The following is a 21836-nucleotide window of genomic DNA, read 5'->3' as shown; positions in this document are numbered from 1 at the left end:
GCATGTGGCTGCGCTGGCGAAATTGGCTTTATTATCAAAGAAGGTGATGAAGTTGCCGAAGTGATGGTCATGGCACCCAACAAAGCTCAGCTAGAAGCTGAATTTGAGAAGTACCTCGCTCTTGCCAAACAGGTTTCAGATAATGTTGAGTTTGAAGTTTCACCGTTAGATGATAACTCTACTGAATTGCATGCACGTTTCAAATTTGAAGTCAGTGCCGAAAAACTTATTTTTGAACTGAAGTCGCGCTCTTTGGCTCGTTAATCTAATTGCTCTTAGCGGGCCTAATCATGGCTCGCTTTTTTATCGCCCAAGCACTTTGCTTTCTCATCCTAGGCAATGCATTATTGAAGCTTAACCGTAATCTGCCGATACTCTCGGTATCGTGTCTTCATCTGCAGGCTTTATGAATAAGTTTTCGCTTTTACTAACATTATGCAACCTTCTCTATGCCTCTTGTGCATGGTCACAGCCGCTCGATCAATATCAAATCCTTAACCACCTTGATAATTACGGCAATCTCTATTTGCGTAATAAACCCTACACAACACTACCCGAAAATCTCACGCTCAAAGGCAACCTAAATATTGCTAAGACATCGATAAAATCCCTGCCTAAGGGCTTGAATGTACAGGGTAGTTTAGAAGCATCTAATAGCTTGCTAGAGAATATTCCAAAAGGTACCACCATTCGTGGTTATGCGAACTTACTGGGTAGTAAAATCAAATCGTGGCCAATGAGAATCAAGGTCGGTGGTTACCTGAATTTCACAGATACACCGCTTGAAACGCTGCCTGCGAATCTCTTAGTCAAGGGGGATTTGAGCGTAATTCGAACGCCATTAACCCAATTGCCCGAAGGTTTGGTTGTGGAAGGGAGTTTGTTTATTAGCGGTTCCAAAATCACCGAATTTCCTGACACGATGACCGTCAATGGCAATATTTATTTGGGAGGTAATGTCATCAGTAAATGGCCAAGTAAACTGACCCTTGGCGGCGCGGTCGCAAGATAGGCTAGAAGAAAGAGAAGAGAAGAGAAGAGAAGAGAAGAGAAGAGAAGAAGCCGTGAGCCCCTCTCTTCATCGTTTAATGATTATTGCTGATTTTTTACTGGGTTGGCGTAGCTATCGAGTAAATAGCGCTGTGCCCCTTCAGGGATCTGAGTCAGCTTGCTTTCTAAGTGAGCGCGGATATCTGGCGTGATATCACTACTTTCTATCCCAGCCGCTAACTTATTGATCGGGAATAATTTGTAGTTTGCGTGAATTTGGCGATCGATCTCTTGCGCCAATGCTTCTGGCGTTTCAAATGCTTTAGTAATCACTTCACCAAAGCCAACATGCACTCGGCCTTTCTCACCGACAATACCTTGGACAATGCTTTCAATATCTTCAAATTCCCCTTTTTCATAACGCCCATGTGTCGCTTTTTCATACAACTCACACGCTTTGGCCATATCGCAGGGATCGTTTTCATATGAAATCGCGACCGGGACAATTTTGAGCGATTGAATATACTGAGCAAACTCTATTTTCTGCTTGCGCCCTTCCACATGGAACATTTTCAAAATGGCCGGATCGGTAAAATCGTTACCATCTTTTGCTCGTCCCTCTTTTTGCGCTATCCAGATAGAATTTCCAGTTTCAAGTGAGTGTTTAATGTAAGCAGATAAGGTACTGAGCGCTTTCATCATCTCGCGCGGGCCTTTAGCCGAGCGTTTCACAATAAAGCTCTTATTAAGACGCATCAGCTCTGTAGCACAAGGCTTTTTCAATAAGTTATCACCAATCGCAATACGTACAGTTTTATGCCCAGACATATACAGACCATAATTGACCAATGCTGGGTCCATCGCGATATCACGGTGGTTCGAGATAAATAAATAAGCCGTCTGTTTATCCAATTTATCGAGACCACTGAAGGTGACACCTTGTGTCGTTGATTCTAGTGTTTTTGTGAGGTATTTCTTCACTTCAAGTTGGATTGCTTCCACGGACGTGAGTTTGGCCCATTTAAACTTTAAGTATGCTTTTACAAAAGGGCTCAGTATCGATTTTAGCCAAGCAGATCGTTTATCAAAACGATGTTGCAAAATAGCTGAGATAAATTCTTCATCATTGATTAAACGGTCAATAGCCGCTGGAATCTCATCGTCGTTGTAAGGACGGATATCTACATAAGGATCAGTTGTGGTGGTCATATATTCATACATCAAATAAAAAGCTGGCTCATTCTACGCATAGTTGACGTAGCTCGCAGCTACAGTCGTAACAGATTCACTAAGGTCAGACCAGAATAAGGTGATTTTAGTTCGCATATTTGGCATTTTCTGTGAGACAAGGTACTCTTAGCGCCCCAAAATCAGTGAGAAGTACCATGAACTACGCGATTCAATTTGAAGCCTTACTGTCTGCTAACTTAGTTGTCACCCCTCGCAAGAAAGTCATCAAACACAGTTTGATTCGAGTAATGAGCGGATTAGTACTGTGTAAACTTGGCAAACATGAATATTCAGTTGAAGCAAAACAGAGTTTTTGGATCCCTTTTGACTGTTTATGCTCGCTGACTATTTTTCCTAATACGCAGTGGCAGCGTGTCGATTTTTCAGTACGTTTAACCGCCGATTTTTCCCATCAAGCGGGTTACGTCACCTTATCTGAACTGAGCCAAGCCGCTTGTGATCACCTGAGCCAATGTCAACCTAACGATGAAATCTATTCGCACCTTCTTCATGTACTAAAAAGTGAAGCCACGCATTTTAAACCCAAATTATCGTTAAACAACTTCAGCAAAAAGCTATCAGCGTGGCAACCACATCAAGTAAGTGAGCTACCAATTGAATGTCAAATAGCACTACGTGTTCGTGAGGCACAAAAGCGCAAACTGTCTGGCATCAAGCTGAACCAAATCGTCGATGAGCTTTTCCAAGGAAATGAACAAGAGTGCCAGCAACTTGCGCTTTTAGTTCTCGGGCGAAATTTGTAATTTTTCGCTTAAAAATGGATTGTTTACTGGCTGAATGATCAATCCCTAACTATACATTTATTAATAATATTAATATTTATTGATGGAAGGGATTGCCATGAAATTCAGCCATAAGATCGTCGCGGCGTCATCTTTGCTGCTGTTGGTCACCGTTACTCTGCTGACGATACAACAATACTTCACCGTCCAAAAAGAAGTGAAGTCACAAGTTGAAGCGAGTGTAACTGAAATAGTGGATGGGGTTAGCAATACAGCTGGTGCAGAGATCAATAGCCGCAAGGCCATTGCCGCTTACGCCACCAGCATGTTGGAAGTCGACATTAACCGAGAAAGTATGTCTAAGGTCATCACAAGGCCGATTGTCAAACAAACTTTTTTACTGGCTGGGGTCGGTTTTGAGAGTGATGGCTCTTACATCAGTAATGATCCTACTTGGAACCCAGGCGCATCATGGAATCCACGCGTGCGCCCTTGGTATATTGATGCAAAAAATGCCGACAAACTGATTATTACTGCGCCTTACGCCGACTCTGCCACGAATGAAATATTGGTGTCTATTGCTACCCCAGTTAAAGATAACGGCAAATTTATCGGCGCCATCTTCTACGATGTTAGCCTTGCTGGGTTAGCAGAATTGGTCAACACCGTAAAATTATTTGATGCAGGCTATGTGTTTATTGTTTCATCCGACGGCACAACCATAGCCCACCCCCGAGCAGAGATGAACGGCAAGCCAATGAAAGAATACTTAGGCAATGCCGTTATCGCCGAAGAGCCTAAACAAGTGCTGATCGATGGCAAACACTACACACTCGATTTTTCAAAAGTCCCTGGAGAGGACTGGTACGTCGGTGTCGTTTTGGATGAAGAGATCGCCTATGCGTCTTTAGCAACACTGCGCAACAGTTCGATCATCTATACGTTAATCGCTTTAGTCTTCAGTATTGCGGTACTGCTTGTGCTTATCCGTCTGTTGATGAAACCGCTTGATGCACTCAATAATGCAATACAGAACGTTGCCTCTGGTAGTGGTGACTTAACCCAACGCTTAGCCACCGACACGGATAAAGAATTCTCGGTATTAGCGGTCGGTTTCAATACCTTTACTGAAGCCTTACAACAACAAATTACCCAGTCTAAAGCCATCGGTTCAGAAATTTTACGCGGTTCGGAAATGACCTCGATGGGGTTGCAAGAATCGGCCGAAGCGATGCGTGATCAACTGCATGAACTTGAGCAATTAGCCACGGCCATGCATGAGATGGCCACCACTTCTGGCGATGTCGCCAACAACGCGCAAGGCGCGGCATCGGCGGCAAAAGATGCTGATGACGCGACAGAATTTGGTACCAATGTTGTGACCCAAACCACGCAAGCGATCGATAATCTTTCGACGCGTATTGATGAAGCAGTAATAGAGGTAAGTGCACTAGAAAATGCAACGGCAAACATCGAAACCATTTTGAAAGTGATCAACGACATTGCCGACCAAACCAACTTGCTGGCACTAAACGCAGCGATCGAAGCGGCTCGGGCTGGAGAGTCAGGCCGAGGCTTTGCGGTCGTTGCAGACGAAGTGCGTACGCTGGCGCAAAGAACGCAGCAATCTACGACGGAGATCCGTAATATGATTGAGAAGTTGCAGTCGAGCGCTACTTCTGTTGCCAATGCGATGAATCAGAGTAAAACAACGGCAGCTGAGGCGGTCAATCGTGCCGAAGAAGCAAATAATGCTCTGCTGAAAATCCGCGATGCTATTCAGCAAATTAGTGATATGAATATCCAAATAGCTTCGGCAGCCGAAGAACAAAGCTTGGTAGCAGAAGAGATCAACAACAACACGGTTAAGATCAAGGATCTTTCCGTTCAAGTTGCAGACGCCGCTGACAATGCCAATATCGCCATGCAAGCTCAAACCGAAAATATCAGAGAGCAAGATGCTATATTGAATAAATTTATCGTTTAATCCTCTACCGCAGCAACTGGGTAGACTCAGTAAAGGCGCTGATTACGCGCCTTTACTTTTCTAACGAGTCACCGTTTTATTCACCATCAGACATTTGATAGCCGACAAAGCATGGCGCTAGAGCGAGCGGCGATATCCATGACAATCTTTTGGTTATTGGGTTGATACTGCTGCTTCGTAAACAATTCTAGCATTGGATTTGTCCAATCAATTTCAACGCGCTGACTGCGTTGAGATTTGTTCAAAACCACTATCCCTTCCTTACCGCGGCTGAACACTAACAAGTCATCACTCGCTTCTAGCGTTTTCATTGGCAACGCATGCATTTTATTATGAAAAGCAATACACGCCGCCATTTGTGGCGAACACCATGCCTCTTGCCAGCGCGGAAGACCAGCATGGTTCAAAATGCCACTGGTGTTTAAATCGGTGTAAATTAATGGCACTCCCCCATCGCGACCAAGAATGTAGCTGTAGGCGATATTTTCTAAGGCTTCATCCATGACGAGGTCGGCAAACACAGCGTTGTTGGGGATATCATGCGTAATGGTGAACGTAATCGCTCGGTTGTTGGAAAGCGCCTGACCAAAACAATAAGGGTCAATCAGCCATTTCAGGCTACCTTTTGTTTGTAACGCATCGTATACCGTTTGAAATAGTGGAAAATCATAAGCACCCAACTTGGTTTCTTGCAGATAAGGCTCGAGAAAAAGTTGGTACTCTTCTTTGGTTGCACCGCCATCAGTAATGATCTCGCCAAAAATATGCATGCCTTGCGTAATGTCATCGGCCCATACTTTCTTCAAATGCTCAATAGACATATGCTTAGCAGCATCAATTCGAAATCCTTTGACTCCTAACGCTTTCAACGCCCTTAAATAAGCCTGTTGTTGTACAACCACATGTTCATTATCACGTAACGTGGGTAGGCCCGGATCATGCGCCCCTCCAGTAATGCGGCCATTTTGCACTTGCCAACGATCCTTCCAATCTTTTATGCCAAACGCTTCCACAAAGTCATCTTTATCAAAGAGTGGCTGGGTCAGATCACCAAAGAGGCGCAGCGCTTGGTACTCATCGCTTTTATTCTGGTAGGAAGCTAAGTCTTGTGCGCTCGGGTATTGTAAATCCAAACGCAATTTGGATTCGTTGGCCATATGGTTGAACACCACATCGGCATAAATTCGCAAGCCTAATGCGGTTAAGGTTTCAACCATTTGTTTAAAATCATGGGTATTGCCCAGTTGATTATCAATGATGCGATAATCTTGCGGCTGGTAACGTTGCCACCATTTTGTACTTTGAGCGGTTTTGAACGATTTCATCGGCGGTGAAATCAACACCGTTTTATAACCCAGTTGGAAAATTTGCTCTGCACGCTCAGCGACTAAACGATACGGCCAATCAAAAGCATGCAAAATCACATCGGTTGGTTGAACATTTGTCATACGTCAATGTCCCTGTTCATCATGGTTAACTCACAAGTTGAAAGAGGCGAAACCTCACAATACGTCACTTGTTTCTCAAAGCGCAGTTTAATTCTCTGCATTTAACGTTTTTAGAGTATAGAGAGCGTTTCAGCAATTCCATCAGCCTTATTGCAATATTGTTTGTATGAGAGAAAAGGCGTAGAGCGATAAAAAAGCGCCTAGCTTTCCAAAGGGCTACACAACAAGTCACAGTTTATGCTGATAATCTCGCTATAATTAAGGTCAGTGAATTGCCAATCGCGGTAGGGAAGAAAATGAAAAAACTACGCATTGATATCGTGTCAGATGTTGTCTGCCCTTGGTGCATCATTGGCTATAAGCGGTTAGAGCAAGCGCTGCTGGCTCTCAGCGATACGATCGATGCAGACATCCATTGGCACCCTTTTGAACTCAACCCTGCTATGCCTATAGGTGGTGAACACCTACAGCAACATTTAGCCAAAAAATATGGCACGTCGATAGAAGCAAGTTTACAAGCACGCCAAACCCTCAGCGCCCTAGGGCAAGAAGTCGGCTTTCAATTCAATTTCAGTGACGACATGCGTATTTATAATACCCGTAAAGCGCATCAATTATTAATGTGGGCGAATAGCCAAGGAAAACAATTAGAGCTGGAAATGGCACTATTTCGTGCTTATTTCACTTTCGGGCAAGCCTTAGATGACGATGATGTCTTGCTCGACCTAGTACAGAGCCTTGGTTTAGACAGAGAAATCTGCCGCGCAGTTTTAACTGATGAGTCGTGGGCGAAAACCGTTTCTGTCACAGAGCAACAGTGGTTAGAGGCAGGAATTCAAGCGGTACCAGCCTTGATCATTGAGCAACGCCATCTTATCTCAGGCGCGCAAACGACAGAGATCCTTCAACAGGCACTCGAAGATATCGCGCAACAGCTTCCTATGACTCAATAACGTTTTCTGATAAAAAAGGGCACCACTACTGTGTGCCCTAAAATACTATTGTGTACTCTAAATAAACTTGTGGGCTCTAAATTAAATAAAGTGGGTTTGAATTAGTGGACGGGGGTATCCGTTTCTGTAAAGAATTGTCCAAAATGCTTTTCCAGCACTTCTGGCGTCAACTTGCCTTCCGCTTCTAGCTGCTTAAGCTCAGCCACAATCGCTTTTTGCTCTTCCAACGAAGGCAGTTTCACTTCAGGTTCACCCGCCACCTGTTGCGATAATTGTGCTAACTCTTTTTCGAAATCACTCATTTTACTTACCTAAACATAAACATAATGGGGGAAGTGTACCGATTTCCCCCTCATGATTCTAGAGCTTAAAGCTACCCACCATTTTATCTAAACGGCCAGACAGATCACGCAGCTCTTGGCTCGCTTCTGCCAACTCTTCTGCGGTGCTGGTGGTCACTTCATTGATGGCGTTGATCTCTTCAATATTTTGATTGATTGTGTGCACCACCGTTGATTGTTCCTCAGTCGCCGTGGCAACCTGAGTGTTGCGATCGGAAATATCGTGGATCCGCTCTGAAATATTCACTAAAACGTTCACCGCTTCATCGGAAGCGTCAACCCCTTCCTGTGTAACAGCCTTACCGGAAGACATCGCCGAGACCGCATCTTTTACATCGTTTTGTAATTGATTGATCATCTTTTGAATTTCTTCCGTTGAAGAGGCCGTGCGGCTGGCCAAATTTCGTACTTCGTCTGCCACCACAGCAAAACCTCGGCCTTGCTCTCCAGCTCTCGCCGCTTCAATTGCAGCGTTTAATGCCAGCAAGTTGGTTTGTTCAGAAATACCACGGATAACACCTAAAATAGAGCCAATATCTTGGGTGGTCGATGCTAGCTGCTCCACCACTTTACCCGTATTTTCGATATCCGCGGCTAAACGACTGATGGCATCTTTGGCTTTGCTTACCACTTCACGTCCTACTTCAGTGTTATCAGCCGCGTGATTTGCTGTTTCAGCTGCCGTCGCCGCGTTAGAAGCAATTTCACTGATAGTCGCCCCCATTTGATTGATCGCCGCCACCACTTGTATAGTTTGGTCACGCTGTTCTTGGCTATTGTCATGAGTTCGCGTCGATTTTTCCGACACCCGACCCGCCGCCGACTGCAATGCATGACTGGTAGAAGCAACTTCTTTCATCGATTGATGAATCTTCTCAATAAAACCGTTGAAACCCGCTGATAATTGAGCGATTTCATCGCGGCCCAATACCTCAATCCGTTGCGATAAATCACCATCGCCTTTACCTAAATCGGTAAAGCGTTGTGCAATCTGTTTAATTGGGTTAGCAATACTATTGGCCAGAAAAAGGCCCATCAAAATAAACAAACCCGCCACAGCTAAGGTTGTGAACAACATTTTTTGCGCAACGGCATTTAATTCGGCGAAGACTTCCGACACAGGTACTGAACCAATCACAAACCAGTCCATCGATTTCACGTAGACACTAGCGACAAAAACATCTTGGTTTTGATAGGTTGTCGAAATCAGGTTGAAGCGGCTTTTATTCAATAGTTGGTTTGCGTTTGCACCGTACAATTGTGTCAATGAGGCTTTAGCTTTCTCTTTTTGGCGATGGATTTGCACTTCCCCTTTCGAGTTGGTCAAAAAGACAAAACCTGTGTCCTCGATTTTAAATCCATTGAGCAGGTTCACCATGTCATCCATTGATTTCGACAAACCAGACATCGTATCGCCACTGACATTTTGATAGTTGGCAAACATTTTTACTTCGCCACTTGCCTCTTGGAACATACTGACCATGGTCTTTTGTCCCGATTGCGTAAAACCAAAAAACCAGCCATCTTGCTGTTGATTAAGCTGACGCAGAAAACCATTTTGGTTCCAGTAATACGCCGTTTTTCGGTTAGCCACAGAAGCATCATTTAACGAATATTGATCGCGTACATTATTGAGCTGCTTAATCAGCATCGCCTCTGCGTCAGCATTAATATTAGTCGTCTGAACGGCTTGCTTAATGAATTCATTATTGGCTAGTTGCTCAGCAGAAAAGAGCAATTGCGATACTTCTCGATCTATCTGGCTACTGATTTGATCAAGTAACGAGGGAAGTTCGATATCAATTAATCGGTGCTCCAGTACCTCTCGAGCTTGACGCTGCGCCATTACACCAACGATAACCGTCGAAGCGAGTACCGCGAACGTAATTCCTAATACAACCTTTTGCTTAATACTCATCGAATTAAGTTTGAACATTATTTGCGCTCTTTATTATTGTCTTGTCATGAATAACTTTTTTGTATCGGCAACAACCCATCTCTCTTGAGGAATTTATCGATAGAATCAATTTATCCTCACGTAGAATGTGATCATGGCCAACAATGGTTGTTCCTAAGCATAGTCGAGTATGGTGACCAAACATTCTTTCGTTTCGCCAAATGGATAATAATTCACCAATCAGTTCATACATCACATTTTCATGGAACTTTTCGAATCAACGACTTACTAACTCAGCAAAAACAGCAGGAGACTCACTCAATGCCATCGCACGCGTTTCAATCGCTACAGCACTATTTAAATCAGCAAGTGATAGGCCAGACAGGCTTGGTTAAGCAGTTATTGGTCGCGCTTCTTGCTGATGGACACATTTTGGTCGAGGGGCCTCCTGGCCTTGCAAAAACACGGGCCGTGAAATCACTCGCCGATTGCATAGAAGGTGATTTTCATCGAATTCAATTTACGCCAGATCTACTCCCCGCCGATTTAACAGGCACCGATATCTTCCGCCCTGAAACGGGGGAGTTCACCTTTAAAGCTGGCCCGATTTTTAACTCATTAGTGTTGGCAGACGAAATCAACCGCGCTCCAGCCAAAGTGCAAGCTGCGATGCTCGAGGCGATGGCGGAAAAACAGATCACGGCAGGTCGAAAAACCTACCCGTTACCTGAACTTTTTTTAGTGATGGCTACCCAAAACCCGATCGAGCAAGAGGGTACTTATCCTCTACCCGAAGCGCAGTTGGATCGTTTTTTATTGCATTTAAATGTTGATTATCCAGACGCTGAAAATGAACTCGCCATTTTACGTTTGAACCGCGGGGAAGCGCAGGGAATTGAGAAAGTCTCTCCGCCAACATTAAGCCAAAGCGATATTTTTAGTGCTCGGCAAGCGGTGCTGAACATTCACATGGCCGAACCTATTGAGCAATATATTATTCGCCTGATCATGGCAACGCGTAAACCCGCAGACTACGATGCCACGTTGGCACAATGGATAGAGATGGGCGTCAGCCCGCGAGCCACCATCGCGCTTGATCGATGCGCTCGTGCTCACGCATGGCTCAGTGGACGTGATTTTGTCAGCCCTGAAGATGTTCAAGCCATGGTATTTCCGGTTTTGCGCCACCGTCTATTATTGAGCTACCAAGCGCAGGCTGAGGGCGTGCATCCCAACCAAGTTATCAATCACTTACTTTCACTGGTTGGTAGTGCTTAGCACTAAGACGAAGGTTACTATGCAAGAGTCACTTCCACCGTTTAGTACGGGTGTCACACTTTCATTGGCTGAACTGTTGCCTTACAAGCAGCACGCTATTCGCTGGCTGCCACCTGCTAAAAGTTTATGGGCACAAGTATTGGGGCAGCATCAGAGCAAGCAACTCGGCCGAGGAATGGACTTTGCTGAGGTCAGGCAATACCAAGCAGGAGATGATATTCGGACCATCGACTGGCGCGTTACTGCGCGTACGGGAAAGCCTCATACCAAACTGTTCAGTGAAGAACGAGAAAAACCCGTCATTCTTTACGTTGATCTGAGCCGCTCTATGCAGTTTGGATCGCAGTTAATGCTCAAATCAGTGCAAGCGGCGCACATGGCAAGCTTGCTCAGTTGGTTAAGCATTGCCAATAAGGACCGAGTGGGCGCGGTGATTGATACTGGTTCGACACTGGTTGAGTTAAAACCGACTAGCCGCCCAAAAGGGCCATTACAGCTGTTGCAACAGTTGGTGACACTACAAAACCAACAGCTGTTGGAGCTTGATAAAACGAAATCACACAGCATGCAGCGCGGCCTAACTGCGTTGAATCGTTTGTGCCCTAAAGGCAGTGAAGTGATTTTGATCAGTGACTTCGTCCATTTCAATGCCACATTACAACCAATACTCAACCAATTGCAGCGACATAATCGTGTAAAAATTGTGCACATTTACGATCCATTAGAGCAAGGAGAGACCCAATTTCGCGGTGTAGAACGCGTAACCGATGACCAACAGACGAGCTGGCTCAACTTTTCGGAAAATAGTACGCGCTTAGGGTTAAAAAAAGCCTTTGAATCTCAAAAAGAAAAACTAAAATCATTGAGTCAAACTATGGCAATTTCTTATACCTCACTCTCTAGTGAGAAACCTTTGTTGCAACAACTATCCGGATATAAAGAATGAAGGAATCATCAATAGCTACACTTTTAGATTTAAGCGCGATGCAACTGCCTGAGCTACCCTCTTGGTTTCCCTTGGCTTGGGGATGGTGGGCAAGCGCGGCGGGCATACTGCTCTGTCTGCTGATTCTGGTGTTAGCCATTCGTTGGCGTCGTAAACGCTTAGCCCCGAAAAAAACGGCGCTGCGTTTACTCAACCCCCAATTTGGGCATTTAACTCCTTCTTCAGCGATTGAGCTACTTCGTCAAGCCGCGCTTTGTTACTACCCTCGAATGGAAATCGCACATCTTACCGGCAAAGAGTGGTACACCTTTTTAGATTCACAAATTTCTTACCCTCTTTTTGTTCCCAATGAAACATTGTGGCAGCAAGCGTTATACCAAAAGCAGAAAACAGAAAACAGTCAAGAGCTGATTAATCACTGCTATCAATGGGTTAATGATGCTTTGCCGCCTAAAAAACGGAGATAGCTAGGCTTTGGCAAATATAGAGTTATTGTGGTGGTGGATGCTATGTCTGCTGCCACTCCCGCTGGTCGTTTATCGATTCTTACCACCAGCAAAAGAAAGGGCAGCGATTCACCTGCCCTACCTTCCTAAAGATAATCAGCGTCAAGCACCAAACCAGATCATCGCTAAAATCATTGCAAGCGTTATTTGGTGCTTAGTATTGATCGCCGCAGCCCGTCCAGTGTGGTTTGGCGACCCGGTTATTGCTCAGCCCAAACACCGAGATCTGATGCTAGTGGTTGACCTCTCTTACTCCATGAGCCAAGAAGATATGCTGCTTGGCGATCAGTACATTGATCGTTTGAGCGCCGTTAAAAATGTGCTCTCTGATTTTATTGACAAGCGCGAAGGTGATCGCCTTGGGTTAGTCTTATTTGCCGATCACGCCTATCTACAAACGCCTCTGACTCTGGATAGAAACACCATTCGCCAGCAGCTTAATCAAGCCGTCCTTAAGCTGATCGGCACCCAAACCGCCATTGGTGAAGGGATTGGGCTTGCGACCAAAACGTTTATCGATAGTGATGCCCCACAGCGGGTGATGATTTTACTCAGCGATGGCAGCAACACCGCTGGCGTGCTCGACCCAATCGAAGCTGCGAAAATTGCCCAAAAATACAATGCCACCATTTACACAGTCGGTGTTGGCGCTGGCGAAATGATGGTCAAAGAGTTTTTTATGACTCGAAGAATCAATACCGCGGAAGATTTAGATGAGAAGACGTTAACACAAATAGCGACCATGACTGGCGGCCAATATTTTCGCGCACGAAATAGCCAAGATCTGGCCAAAATATACGACACCATTAATCAATTAGAACCCATAAGCCAAGCAAGCCAAACTTGGCGTCCACAAAGCGAATGGTTTGGTTATCCGTTGGCGATGGCGCTCGCGCTTTCTGTACTCTTAGCGCTACTAAGGAGAAATCATGTCTGAGTTTGTTTTTCTTACACCTTGGTGGTTAACCGCACTATTCCCCTTAGCACTACTGCTGGGCTGGTTCACTCTGCGTGCCAAACGACACTCCTTGATAGCACCTCATCTGGCTAAGGCGATGGGTTTGAACGCTAAAAAACATAACGCGGCCATCGTGATCATCAGCGTCAGTTGGCTGCTCGCAGTACTGGCGCTAGCTGGTCCGAGTTTTGAATCTCAAACACGCCCCAGTTACAGCAATAGTAACGCGCGCGTATTAGTGATGGACATGTCACTATCGATGTACGCTACTGATATAAAACCCAACCGCTTAACGCAAGCGCGTTATAAAGCGCTCGACTTACTCACACAATGGCAAGAAGGTAGTACAGGGCTTGTCACCTATGCTGGTGATGCCTATACCGTTAGCCCATTAACCACCGACACCGCAACCCTAAGCAACTTAGTGCCCAATCTATCGCCCGATATTATGCCCTACCCCGGCGCAGATGCGGCTCGCGCGGTTCAATTAGCCATCGACATGATGAAAAATGCCGGCCTTGCACAAGGTGACATTGTGTTATTGACCGATGACATCGACTCACAAGAGCAAGCTCAGATTGAAACACAGCTTACCAATACGCGTTGGAAATTAGTGATCTTAGGCATTGGTACACAAGCGGGCGCGCCTATTACACTCAGCGATGGCAGCTTACTGAAAAATGCACAAGGGCAGACCGTAGTGGCCAAGACCAACTTTGCCAATATGCAGTCGCTCGCGCAGAATATAAATGGATTATTTACGCCAATCAGCTTAGACAATAGCGATGTCGCAATGATCGCTAAGCTAGACCAAAACGAACAACCACACAGTACAACCAAGAGTCAACAAATGGTGAAAGAGCGCGTTAACAATGGCTATTGGTTAGTGCTGCTCCTCATTATCCCGTGTTTGCTTTTGTTTCGCCGTAGCGTCATTTTTTCTTTATTACTGCTCTTCATCCCTTCACTGCACAGCAATAGTGTACAGGCTTCTCCTTGGCTAAATAGCAATCAACAAGCAAAAAAAGCGTTTGATGCAAAGGAGTATCAAGCGGCCAGTGAACAATTTACAGACTTAGAATGGAAAGGCATCGCTCAATATCAGGCTGGAGAATATCAGGCAGCGGTGGAGACCCTCTCTCAACTGCCACAAGACAGTGTGCGAGTGCAATACAACTTGGCCAACGCCTACGCGCAAAATGGAGAATTGGAAAAGGCCCAAACCTTGTATGAAGAGGTGTTAAAGCGCGACCCAAACCATAAAGATGCTCAGCATAATTTGGAAATCGTAAAAAAAGCACAGCAACAGCAACAGCAACAGCAACAGCAACAGCAACAGCAACAGCAACAGCAACAGCAACAGTCTGGTGAGCCTTCCGATCCAAATCAAGATCAAAATCGCTCAGAAAATAAAAATAATGCGCAGAATAAAAACGACGAACAACAAGATGGCGAACAAACAGAAGATAAATCTGACAAACAAAACGATAACTCACCGCAGAACGACGGCTCTCAGTCTTCGCCTCAATCGGCACAAAGTAAAAATGAGCAAAGTGAGCGCTCCAAGGTCAACACGGCGGATGAATCGCCTGCCTCTCAACAGCAGACTGAAGCGACTCAAACAAATGAATCAATGAACAACGAAGATGAAGTCAGTGACAAAGAAGCCTCTGAGCAGCAAACACAGAAGCAATCGCAACAGCAAGGCGATAGCCAAACTATTGACCCGCAACTTCGCAAGCTAGAACAAGTCGAAAGTGCACGAGATCCTAGTGGCTTACTCAAAGCACAATTGTTGCTACAAGCAAGACAACGGCAAGAAGACCAAGCACAACCTCCACAAAATAACAGCAAGAAGTGGTAAGTATGAAATCGATCAAGCGTTCATTTTGGGCTGCGATTATCAGCCTAGTTTCTGTTGCTCTACTGAGCTCGGCCGCTAACGCGGCTGCACTTTACGCCAGCGTCAGTAAAAATAAGGTCGCGAAAAATGAAGTATTCCAATTACGAATTGTTGCCGATGAAAAAGTATCGACCGATGCGATCGACTTTAAGGTGTTAGAAGGCGATTTTTTTCTTGGCCGCCCAAGTTTTGGTACTTCGGTGAACATCATCAATGGCGATCGCAGCACGCGCAGTGAATGGAATGTATCGTTGGCAGCCAACAAACTCGGCATACTGACCATTCCTAGTTTTACCGTCAATGGGGCAACTACTCAACCGATCGCGATTCAAGTTATCGCTGATGGTGAAGCGCCCAAGCAATCTGACCTTGTTGAAATACAAGCCGATCTAGAACGTAGCAAACTCTACCCGAGTGAAAGCACTTTTCTCAATGCTCGCCTAATCATCAAAGCTGACCCAAGAAGGCTGCAAAATCCACAAATTACGCCACCCGCTGTACAAGGATTAGAACTGACGACCGAGGGAGAAGCTAACCAATACCAAAGCTTATTGGATGGGGTTGAAGTCACCGTTGTAGACCAAAAATTTAGAGTCACGGCCCAAGAGGCAGGAACTTTCACGTTATCCAGCCCTGCGTTTAAAGCTGGCCTCATCTATGGTAACAACCAAACGGGCAGCACCCGCTTGCTGCAAGTCGATATTCCGGCCAAAACCTTTTCGCTCACCGTACTGCCGAAACCAGATAGCTATCAAGGCACTTGGCTACCTACGCCAAAACTAACACTCAACCAAACGTGGCGAGATGCCACAGGGCAGATCATCACCGCCGAGAGCTTTAAAACCAAAGTGGGTGAATCGTTGACTCGTGAATGGATTCTGACAGTGAAAGGCCTTACGCAGACGCAGTTGCCTAACCTCTCAGTGCAATATCCAGACTCAATTCGGCTCTATGCTGAAAAGCCTCAGTTTAAAAGCTTAGATAATGGCGATGTGCAAATGACGCTAAAACAAGTACTCATCCCCAAAACCGTCGGTAAGGTTGAGCTGGCGGATCTCACCGTCAGTTGGTGGGACACCAAAAACGAATCTCAGCAAAGCGCGCAAGCCAAAGGATTAAAGCTAGAGGTTTCGCCAGGTGAATTACTCAACCCATCCACCTCTGTGCTGACACCACCAACAGTACAAACCGTCACCGTTAAAGATGCAGGATACTGGCCCTACTTTACCGCATTTTTTGCACTGTTATGGATGGCGACTATGGTAGTCGCTTGGTCATTTCGTAACGCGCCACAAACAGCAGCACTGGAAACCAACGCTCATCATCAACCGCTTGAAGGACACCAATATCAACAGTTAAAAGAAGCGGTACAAAGCCAAGATGGTGCCAAAATCAGCTATTACTTCACCCTCTGGCGTGATTCAGTCGTATTAAGTGATGAAGAGAAAACCGCACTAGATGCACAAGTCAACCAGCAACTTAAAACTTTGTACGCACCTCAGAAAAGTGATTGGGATGGCTCAGCGTTAATCTCTATGATTGATGCCATTCAAAAAAAGCAAACTAAGCGCCAGAATAAAAAGTTAGAATCTCTGGCAAAACTCTAACCAAAAATAGCTGTCGAAATCACAATATCAAATCTAAGGTGTGTTGTTATATCCAAACGACTAGCCGCTGTGACTTCAAGTCATTTTGGGACTGTTGCCAACAAAAGGAAAACAAGGCATGCAAATAAAAAGTAGCGCTTCATTGATCATCGGTTTGAGTTTAATACTCGGGCTCGCAACCCTCGGTTACTTTGTGCAGCAAACGGCTGTGAAATATAAAGAGTATGAGCGCGTGGTGACCGTTAAAGGATTATCAGAGCGAGAATATCCCGCCGACACCGTTGTTTGGCCGATCCAATTTAGTGTGGCCGATAATGATTTACCCACCATGTTCAACACGATTGAAAAGCAGAGCCAACTGGTGACCGCATTTTTAGCTCAACAAGGCATTGATGAAAAAAGTGTCTCGCTATCATCGCCAGCGGTGATCGACAAAAAAGCACAGCAGTATGGTGGAGAAAATTTAGTCGAGTTTCGTTATTTAGCGAACCAAACCATTACGGTGTACAGCAATCAAGTTGACTTAGTGCGCGAGGCCATTAATAAGCTCGGCAATTTAGGAAAACAAGGCATCGTTTTTAATCAAGATCCTTACAACAACCGCGTTGATTATTCATTCTCTGGACTGAATGAAATCAAACCCGACATGATTGAAGAAGCGACCAAACAAGCAAGAGAAGTCGCAGAGAAATTTGCCAAAGATTCGCAAAGCTCACTTGGCAAGATTAAACGCGCTTCACAGGGACAATTTAGTATTGTGGATCGTGATAACAATACTCCTTACATCAAAAAAGTACGCGTCGTTTCAACGGTTGAATATTACCTCTCAGACTGAATAATCTGCTGTTCTCATTATCCTTGCCATGACTCGCCGCGCCAACACTATGAATTTGGCGCGGCGACTTTATCACTTCGAGTATGGTGTTTTTGCTCAGAGTAACCAACGACTTGGTTTCTGCCATTATCTTTTGCTTGGTAAAGTGCCTTATCCGCTTTGCTGTACATCTCCTCAAACTTAAGTTCACTGGGAAGGTACTGGGCAATAGTGTAACCAATCGAGACACTTAAGCAGTCACCATCAGGGTTCTCACTATGTTCAATCTGCTCTCGTTCAATACTAAAGCGTATGCTTTCAGCCAACGCTTTCACTTCTGCTGCATCACGGTTGGCCACCAACAATATAAATTCTTCACCACCAATTCGGCAAAAGAGTTCATTCTCTGCCTGAGCATGTTGGTTGAGAATATGGCCAATACGAATCAAAGCAATATCCCCTTCTAAGTGACCGTAGTAATTATTAAATAAACCAAAGTGATCAATATCAAGCAGAATTAAACCATAGCTTACGGTCTCATTTTGTACTCTCGAACCGATGCGTTCCAATAAATGAGCTAACATCCGACGATTTCCAAGGCGAGTTAATGGATCCATTTTGGCCATTAAGTCCAGTTTGTCGTTCACTTTTTGTAACTCATAGGTACGGTTACGCACCTCAATTTCTAAATTCTCATTCAGTTCACTGATCGCCTGCTGAGCACTGGTGCGCATCAATACTTCGGTTAAATTAGAGGCGAACATGCGGATCACTTCTCGCAGTTGTGAGGTCAGTGGTGAGCGGCGGATCAAATTGTCCGCAGCAATAAAAGCAATAGGTTCGCCATTGTTGGTAAGCATGGTCATGGCTGTCCAGCCAAAACCAACAATGTTGCTGTCATGATAAATAGGGACTGACTCTTCAAACACCACCTCATTGGGGTTGGCTTTGGCCATATCAACAATCATATTATTGGTGGTCCCAGACCGAAAATACGATTCATCCACAATGTTGCCTTGGATATCGGTTCCCCACGTTCCCTGAATGTACGAGCAGTGTTTATCGGTCAAAAATACTGCCATCCGATCAATGCCCATGCGGTTAATCGCAAAACTGACCGCCGATTTGCACACGTCACTCACCGTCATACAACGTGACAGTTCAACCATGCTCGCATGCAACATGCGAACATTTTGCTCCTGACGCTTGCGAATATAAATTTGCGCAAGCAATGAACCAAAAGATTCCAACATCTGCTTTTGGTATTCAGTAATGGGCTGTCGATTAATGTAGTTATCAATCGCGATCCAACCAATGGTTTCATTACCATCACGTAGGATTAACATCCCATTCCACCCTTGTCCTACCACATTTCCTGCCGTGTATAGAGGGGCATCGTCGATCAGCACCAAACTTTTAGTATCATCAGAAAGACCGCTTAAATAACTTTCTTCTAGCTGGTGCAAATCGTATTGGGTATGGTGTTCGCTCACCGTTTTTCCGCTTTCATCCGTACCATAAGTTCCGCTAAAACAACGTTTTTTCATATCAAGAACTAAAAAAGCGGCTCGATCAAATCCTAAGCGTGTTTTCGTTACATCAACGGCCGCTCTGTGCAGTGCATCTAAATTGTCTGGGTTAGCCAGTTCAATCGCTAATTGATGAACCAGCTTCATGTTATCAATGAACATTTCGCGCTGTTTAATTTCATCCAAATACTTTGCTTCGCGGATATCTCTATTTTTAAACTCTTTTGCCGCTTCAGATTCCGCGCGAAGACATTGCCAACGAGCCGCAATCAGTTGCAAACAATCGAGCTCTCCGGATTCTGTTTTCGCATGAATGTTGACGTTATCAATTGCCTCAAGCAGCAAATAGGTTCTTAAATCAGGGTGGTTATCTAACATAAAAAGATAAGACTCACCGCCCATCACACTACGGTAGTCCCAATTGCAGGTGTTGATCGCTAGTGGAATTAGACCATCTGAGGTGTCAAATTGTGCGGCCCAATTCCAAAAGGTATTTGGATAATTTTGCAGAGCAGTCGGTAAGTTGTACTCAAATAATGACTCATGGCGCTTGTTTAATGTTGGGGCATGAAAGATCCGCATTGATTTGGGAGAAATGAAACTTTGAAGAAAATCAAACGTTGCTTCCGCGAGCATACGGTGGTTGCGAGCAGAAGAAATCTGTTTGAGTAAAGTACGGGAGAACATATGAGCGGCCTGACATTTTAATAATTTTCATTGCAAAATTAGACAAAAGATCATGTGCAATCAAACTCTTAAAAAGGTCGCTGTTAAGTCGGCCGCAAATTTGCACTCTATGTTTTTACATCCTAGAGTTAACCTACATTTTTGAGATTCTGTTTCCATTTATTACATGGTTAACCCTATTATTTTTAGTATTGTCTTATTTACAAGACAACATTGACAACTAGCCACGTTCATTCTTCCGCTGCATAATGTTTCTCTATTTGCCACATTATCAGTACTGACACTCTCTTATGACCCGATACTTTAGGCTACTTTTGTTTCTATGTTTTTCACTCAACAGCGCAGCGGCTGAGATTGATCTGGTCAAAGTGGATAAATCTAAGCGTCGCATGTACTTAATCTCGGGACAGCAGATCATTCAAGAGTATCGAATTGCCTTGGGTAAAGAACCCAAAGGACATAAACAGCAAGAAGGCGATCAACGTACTCCAGAAGGTCGATACTATCTTGAAGCTATCAGTAATGATTCTGGCTATTATCGTTCGATTCATATCAGTTACCCGAATCATCAAGATAAAGTGCATGCACAGCGCTTAAACATCAATCCCGGTGGTGATATAAAAATCCATGGTCTAAAAAATGGCGACAAGCAACGACCAGAATATGTGCAAAGTTTTGATTGGACTAATGGGTGTATTGCACTGACTAACTCAGAAATGGATGAATTTTTGAGCCTAGTCAAAGAAGGCACGCCGATTGAGATTGAGTGGTAAAAGTGACACTTACGCTAAGGTGTGAGGGAGTGCATTAAAATAAATCACACAAACTTTGATTAGCGCAGATTTTTGGTTTTTAATATCGAAAAAGTATTTTTAATCAATGGTTGGAATTAACATGTCGTCAGATTTTTATGGTTCAAGTGCCAATTATGCTCGTAAAGAGAGCGGTTACCGAGAAAAAGCACTTAAACTTTACCCTTGGGTGTGTGGCAATTGCGCGCGTGAATTCGTTTATTCAAATTTACGGGAATTAACTGTGCACCACAAAGATCACGATCACACCAATAACCCTGAAGATGGCAGTAACTGGGAGCTTTTATGCCTCTATTGTCACGATCATGAGCACTCTAAATATTCAGACCACGACCGATTTGGCGCTGAGCCTGTTGCGAGATTAGACGATCATCAAAGCGCGACCTATAACCCCTTTGCCGATCTCGCCAAACTGATGAAAAAATAACGCGGTTAGCCACTAGATCACATATGCTTTAGTGGCTTAACCACGCTATCCAATCCTTCAATTTTCAACGCTAAGCAAAGTTGCAGCAAACGCCCGAGCTCCCCTTCAGGGAAGCCCTTCTTATCAAACCACAGCAAATACTCTTCTGGTAAGTCGATAAGCGCTCGCCCTGCATACTTACCAAACGGCATTGGCATACGCGCAAGTTTAATCAGGTTCTCTTTTTCTAACATTTTGCGCCTCACAAACTGGCTAAACTTGTTTAAGTCCAACCAGTTTATGTTTCTCAGCCACTTTTGGGTACTGATTTATCGCATAACGCTGTAGGTGGATAAAAATATAATCAATATGAATCAGATGCGGTGTAGTAGTTTTCTTTAAACGCTAAGCTTCCCCACATAGCATTGGCATGAGCACGTTTAACCACTTCTGGATCCAACTCTTTTTCTGTCAGGGTATCTGATTTAAAATCATATTGATAAGTAGAAATACCTTGCTCAGGCCGAATAACAACCAGTTGGTTGTCTGCTGTCATATAGCCATAGTTTTTATCTCGTTGCATCATTACTCGCTGCTTCTCAGCAGGAACATCATGAGTTAAATCGAACCCAATCATTGGGTTTTGGCTACTGATACCGGCCAAAGAAAGCAGTGTGGGTGCAAGGTCAATTTGACTAACTAGACGATCGTCAATGCGGTGTTCAATGCCGCCACCAAAAATCACTGCTGGAATTCGAAAGTAATCGACTGGTACAGGCTGATTACCCTGTGTTCTAGCAT

Annotated in this window: 20 protein-coding genes and 1 pseudogene; 14 read left to right on the top strand and 7 right to left on the bottom strand. The window is 44.6% G+C overall.

Translation table 11 applies throughout. The features are described from left to right. Together AACQ21_RS12495 and AACQ21_RS12490 are read left to right on the top strand one after the other, a co-directional pair. Positions 1-264 (top strand): YfcZ/YiiS family protein (locus AACQ21_RS12495; protein ID WP_105977143.1); only part of this gene is annotated, 264 nt, incomplete at its 5' end. 121 nt (positions 265-385) lie between these two features. Further along, complete coding sequence (locus tag AACQ21_RS12490) at positions 386-1012, top strand: hypothetical protein (RefSeq protein WP_105977142.1); 627 nt, start codon at positions 386-388, stop codon at positions 1010-1012. 80 nt (positions 1013-1092) lie between these two features. Here the strand turns inward: AACQ21_RS12490 and AACQ21_RS12485 are convergent, their stop codons facing one another. After that, complete coding sequence (locus AACQ21_RS12485; RefSeq protein ID WP_181185562.1) at positions 1093-2199, bottom strand: 1-acyl-sn-glycerol-3-phosphate acyltransferase; 1107 nt, start codon at positions 2197-2199, stop codon at positions 1093-1095. Between the two features lie 176 nt (positions 2200-2375). Between AACQ21_RS12485 and AACQ21_RS12480 the strand changes: the two genes are divergently transcribed. Both AACQ21_RS12480 and AACQ21_RS12475 read left to right on the top strand, forming a co-directional pair. Then, on the top strand, positions 2376-2984 hold the full coding sequence (locus tag AACQ21_RS12480; protein WP_105977140.1) for a hypothetical protein: 609 nt from the start codon (positions 2376-2378) through the stop codon (positions 2982-2984). 97 nt (positions 2985-3081) lie between these two features. Beyond that, positions 3082-4950: a methyl-accepting chemotaxis protein gene (locus AACQ21_RS12475; protein WP_105977139.1), complete on the top strand. Its 1869-nt coding sequence runs from the start codon at positions 3082-3084 to the stop codon at positions 4948-4950. Positions 4951-5036: 86 nt separating this feature from the next. On the opposite strand, the gene AACQ21_RS12470 is transcribed toward AACQ21_RS12475, so the two are convergent. Continuing rightward, positions 5037-6398 carry an alpha-amylase family protein gene (locus tag AACQ21_RS12470; protein WP_105977138.1) on the bottom strand — a complete coding sequence of 454 codons (1362 nt, stop codon included), beginning with the start codon at positions 6396-6398 and terminating at the stop codon, positions 5037-5039. A gap of 272 nt (positions 6399-6670) precedes the next feature. Here AACQ21_RS12470 and AACQ21_RS12465 point away from each other — a divergent pair, with 272 nt between their 5' ends. Beyond that, entirely contained in the window at positions 6671-7351 is a 681-nt protein-coding gene (locus AACQ21_RS12465; protein WP_013867994.1) for a DsbA family oxidoreductase, read from the top strand. Between the two features lie 101 nt (positions 7352-7452). Here the strand turns inward: AACQ21_RS12465 and AACQ21_RS12460 are convergent, their stop codons facing one another. Together AACQ21_RS12460 and AACQ21_RS12455 are read right to left on the bottom strand one after the other, a co-directional pair. After that, entirely contained in the window at positions 7453-7653 is a 201-nt protein-coding gene (locus tag AACQ21_RS12460; protein WP_013867995.1) for a restriction endonuclease subunit S, read from the bottom strand. 58 nt (positions 7654-7711) lie between these two features. Further along, positions 7712-9628, bottom strand: a complete 1917-nt coding sequence (locus AACQ21_RS12455) for a methyl-accepting chemotaxis protein (protein ID WP_105977137.1) — start codon at positions 9626-9628, stop codon at positions 7712-7714. A gap of 282 nt (positions 9629-9910) precedes the next feature. Between AACQ21_RS12455 and AACQ21_RS12450 the strand changes: the two genes are divergently transcribed. The 7 genes from AACQ21_RS12450 (at position 9911) to AACQ21_RS12420 (ending at position 17622) form a co-directional block, all read left to right on the top strand. Further along, complete coding sequence (locus AACQ21_RS12450; protein ID WP_105977136.1) at positions 9911-10867, top strand: AAA family ATPase; 957 nt, start codon at positions 9911-9913, stop codon at positions 10865-10867. 19 nt (positions 10868-10886) lie between these two features. Continuing rightward, positions 10887-11813: a DUF58 domain-containing protein gene (locus AACQ21_RS12445; RefSeq protein WP_105977135.1), complete on the top strand. Its 927-nt coding sequence runs from the start codon at positions 10887-10889 to the stop codon at positions 11811-11813. Next, complete coding sequence (locus tag AACQ21_RS12440; RefSeq protein ID WP_013867999.1) at positions 11810-12280, top strand: DUF4381 domain-containing protein; 471 nt, start codon at positions 11810-11812, stop codon at positions 12278-12280. Before AACQ21_RS12445 ends, AACQ21_RS12440 begins: the two co-directional genes overlap by 4 nt. Before the next feature lie 7 nt (positions 12281-12287). Then, complete coding sequence (locus AACQ21_RS12435; protein WP_105977134.1) at positions 12288-13256, top strand: vWA domain-containing protein; 969 nt, start codon at positions 12288-12290, stop codon at positions 13254-13256. Further along, positions 13249-15141: a vWA domain-containing protein gene (locus AACQ21_RS12430; RefSeq protein WP_105977133.1), complete on the top strand. Its 1893-nt coding sequence runs from the start codon at positions 13249-13251 to the stop codon at positions 15139-15141. Before AACQ21_RS12435 ends, AACQ21_RS12430 begins: the two co-directional genes overlap by 8 nt. Next, the gene (locus AACQ21_RS12425; protein ID WP_105977132.1) at positions 15135-16787 is read left to right on the top strand and encodes a BatD family protein; all 1653 of its coding nucleotides are present in this window, start codon (positions 15135-15137) and stop codon (positions 16785-16787) included. Before AACQ21_RS12430 ends, AACQ21_RS12425 begins: the two co-directional genes overlap by 7 nt. A 118-nt stretch (positions 16788-16905) precedes the next feature. Continuing rightward, a complete protein-coding gene (locus tag AACQ21_RS12420; RefSeq protein ID WP_026027736.1) occupies positions 16906-17622 on the top strand; it encodes an SIMPL domain-containing protein in 717 nt (238 codons plus the stop codon). A 47-nt stretch (positions 17623-17669) separates the two neighbouring features. Here the strand turns inward: AACQ21_RS12420 and AACQ21_RS12415 are convergent, their stop codons facing one another. After that, a complete protein-coding gene (locus AACQ21_RS12415; protein ID WP_105977131.1) occupies positions 17670-19817 on the bottom strand; it encodes a GGDEF domain-containing protein in 2148 nt (715 codons plus the stop codon). Between the two features lie 290 nt (positions 19818-20107). Between AACQ21_RS12415 and AACQ21_RS12410 the strand changes: the two genes are divergently transcribed. Both AACQ21_RS12410 and AACQ21_RS12405 read left to right on the top strand, forming a co-directional pair. Next, on the top strand, positions 20108-20590 hold the full coding sequence (locus tag AACQ21_RS12410; RefSeq protein WP_013868005.1) for a L,D-transpeptidase family protein: 483 nt from the start codon (positions 20108-20110) through the stop codon (positions 20588-20590). Positions 20591-20711: 121 nt separating this feature from the next. Continuing rightward, entirely contained in the window at positions 20712-21056 is a 345-nt protein-coding gene (locus tag AACQ21_RS12405; protein WP_010318547.1) for a YajD family HNH nuclease, read from the top strand. Between the two features lie 17 nt (positions 21057-21073). On the opposite strand, the gene AACQ21_RS12400 is transcribed toward AACQ21_RS12405, so the two are convergent. Continuing rightward, a complete protein-coding gene (locus AACQ21_RS12400; protein ID WP_026028377.1) occupies positions 21074-21289 on the bottom strand; it encodes a DUF3820 family protein in 216 nt (71 codons plus the stop codon). Between the two features lie 110 nt (positions 21290-21399). Beyond that, a pseudogene (locus tag AACQ21_RS12395) lies at positions 21400-21836 on the bottom strand (LTA synthase family protein); the annotation flags it as partial.

This window comes from Vibrio sp. V01_P9A10T6, assembly GCF_963877065.1.
In the GTDB taxonomy this organism is placed as follows: domain Bacteria; phylum Pseudomonadota; class Gammaproteobacteria; order Enterobacterales; family Vibrionaceae; genus Vibrio; species Vibrio anguillarum.
Note: the sequence above shows the minus strand (reverse complement) of the source record. Positions and strands in the feature narration are given on the sequence as shown.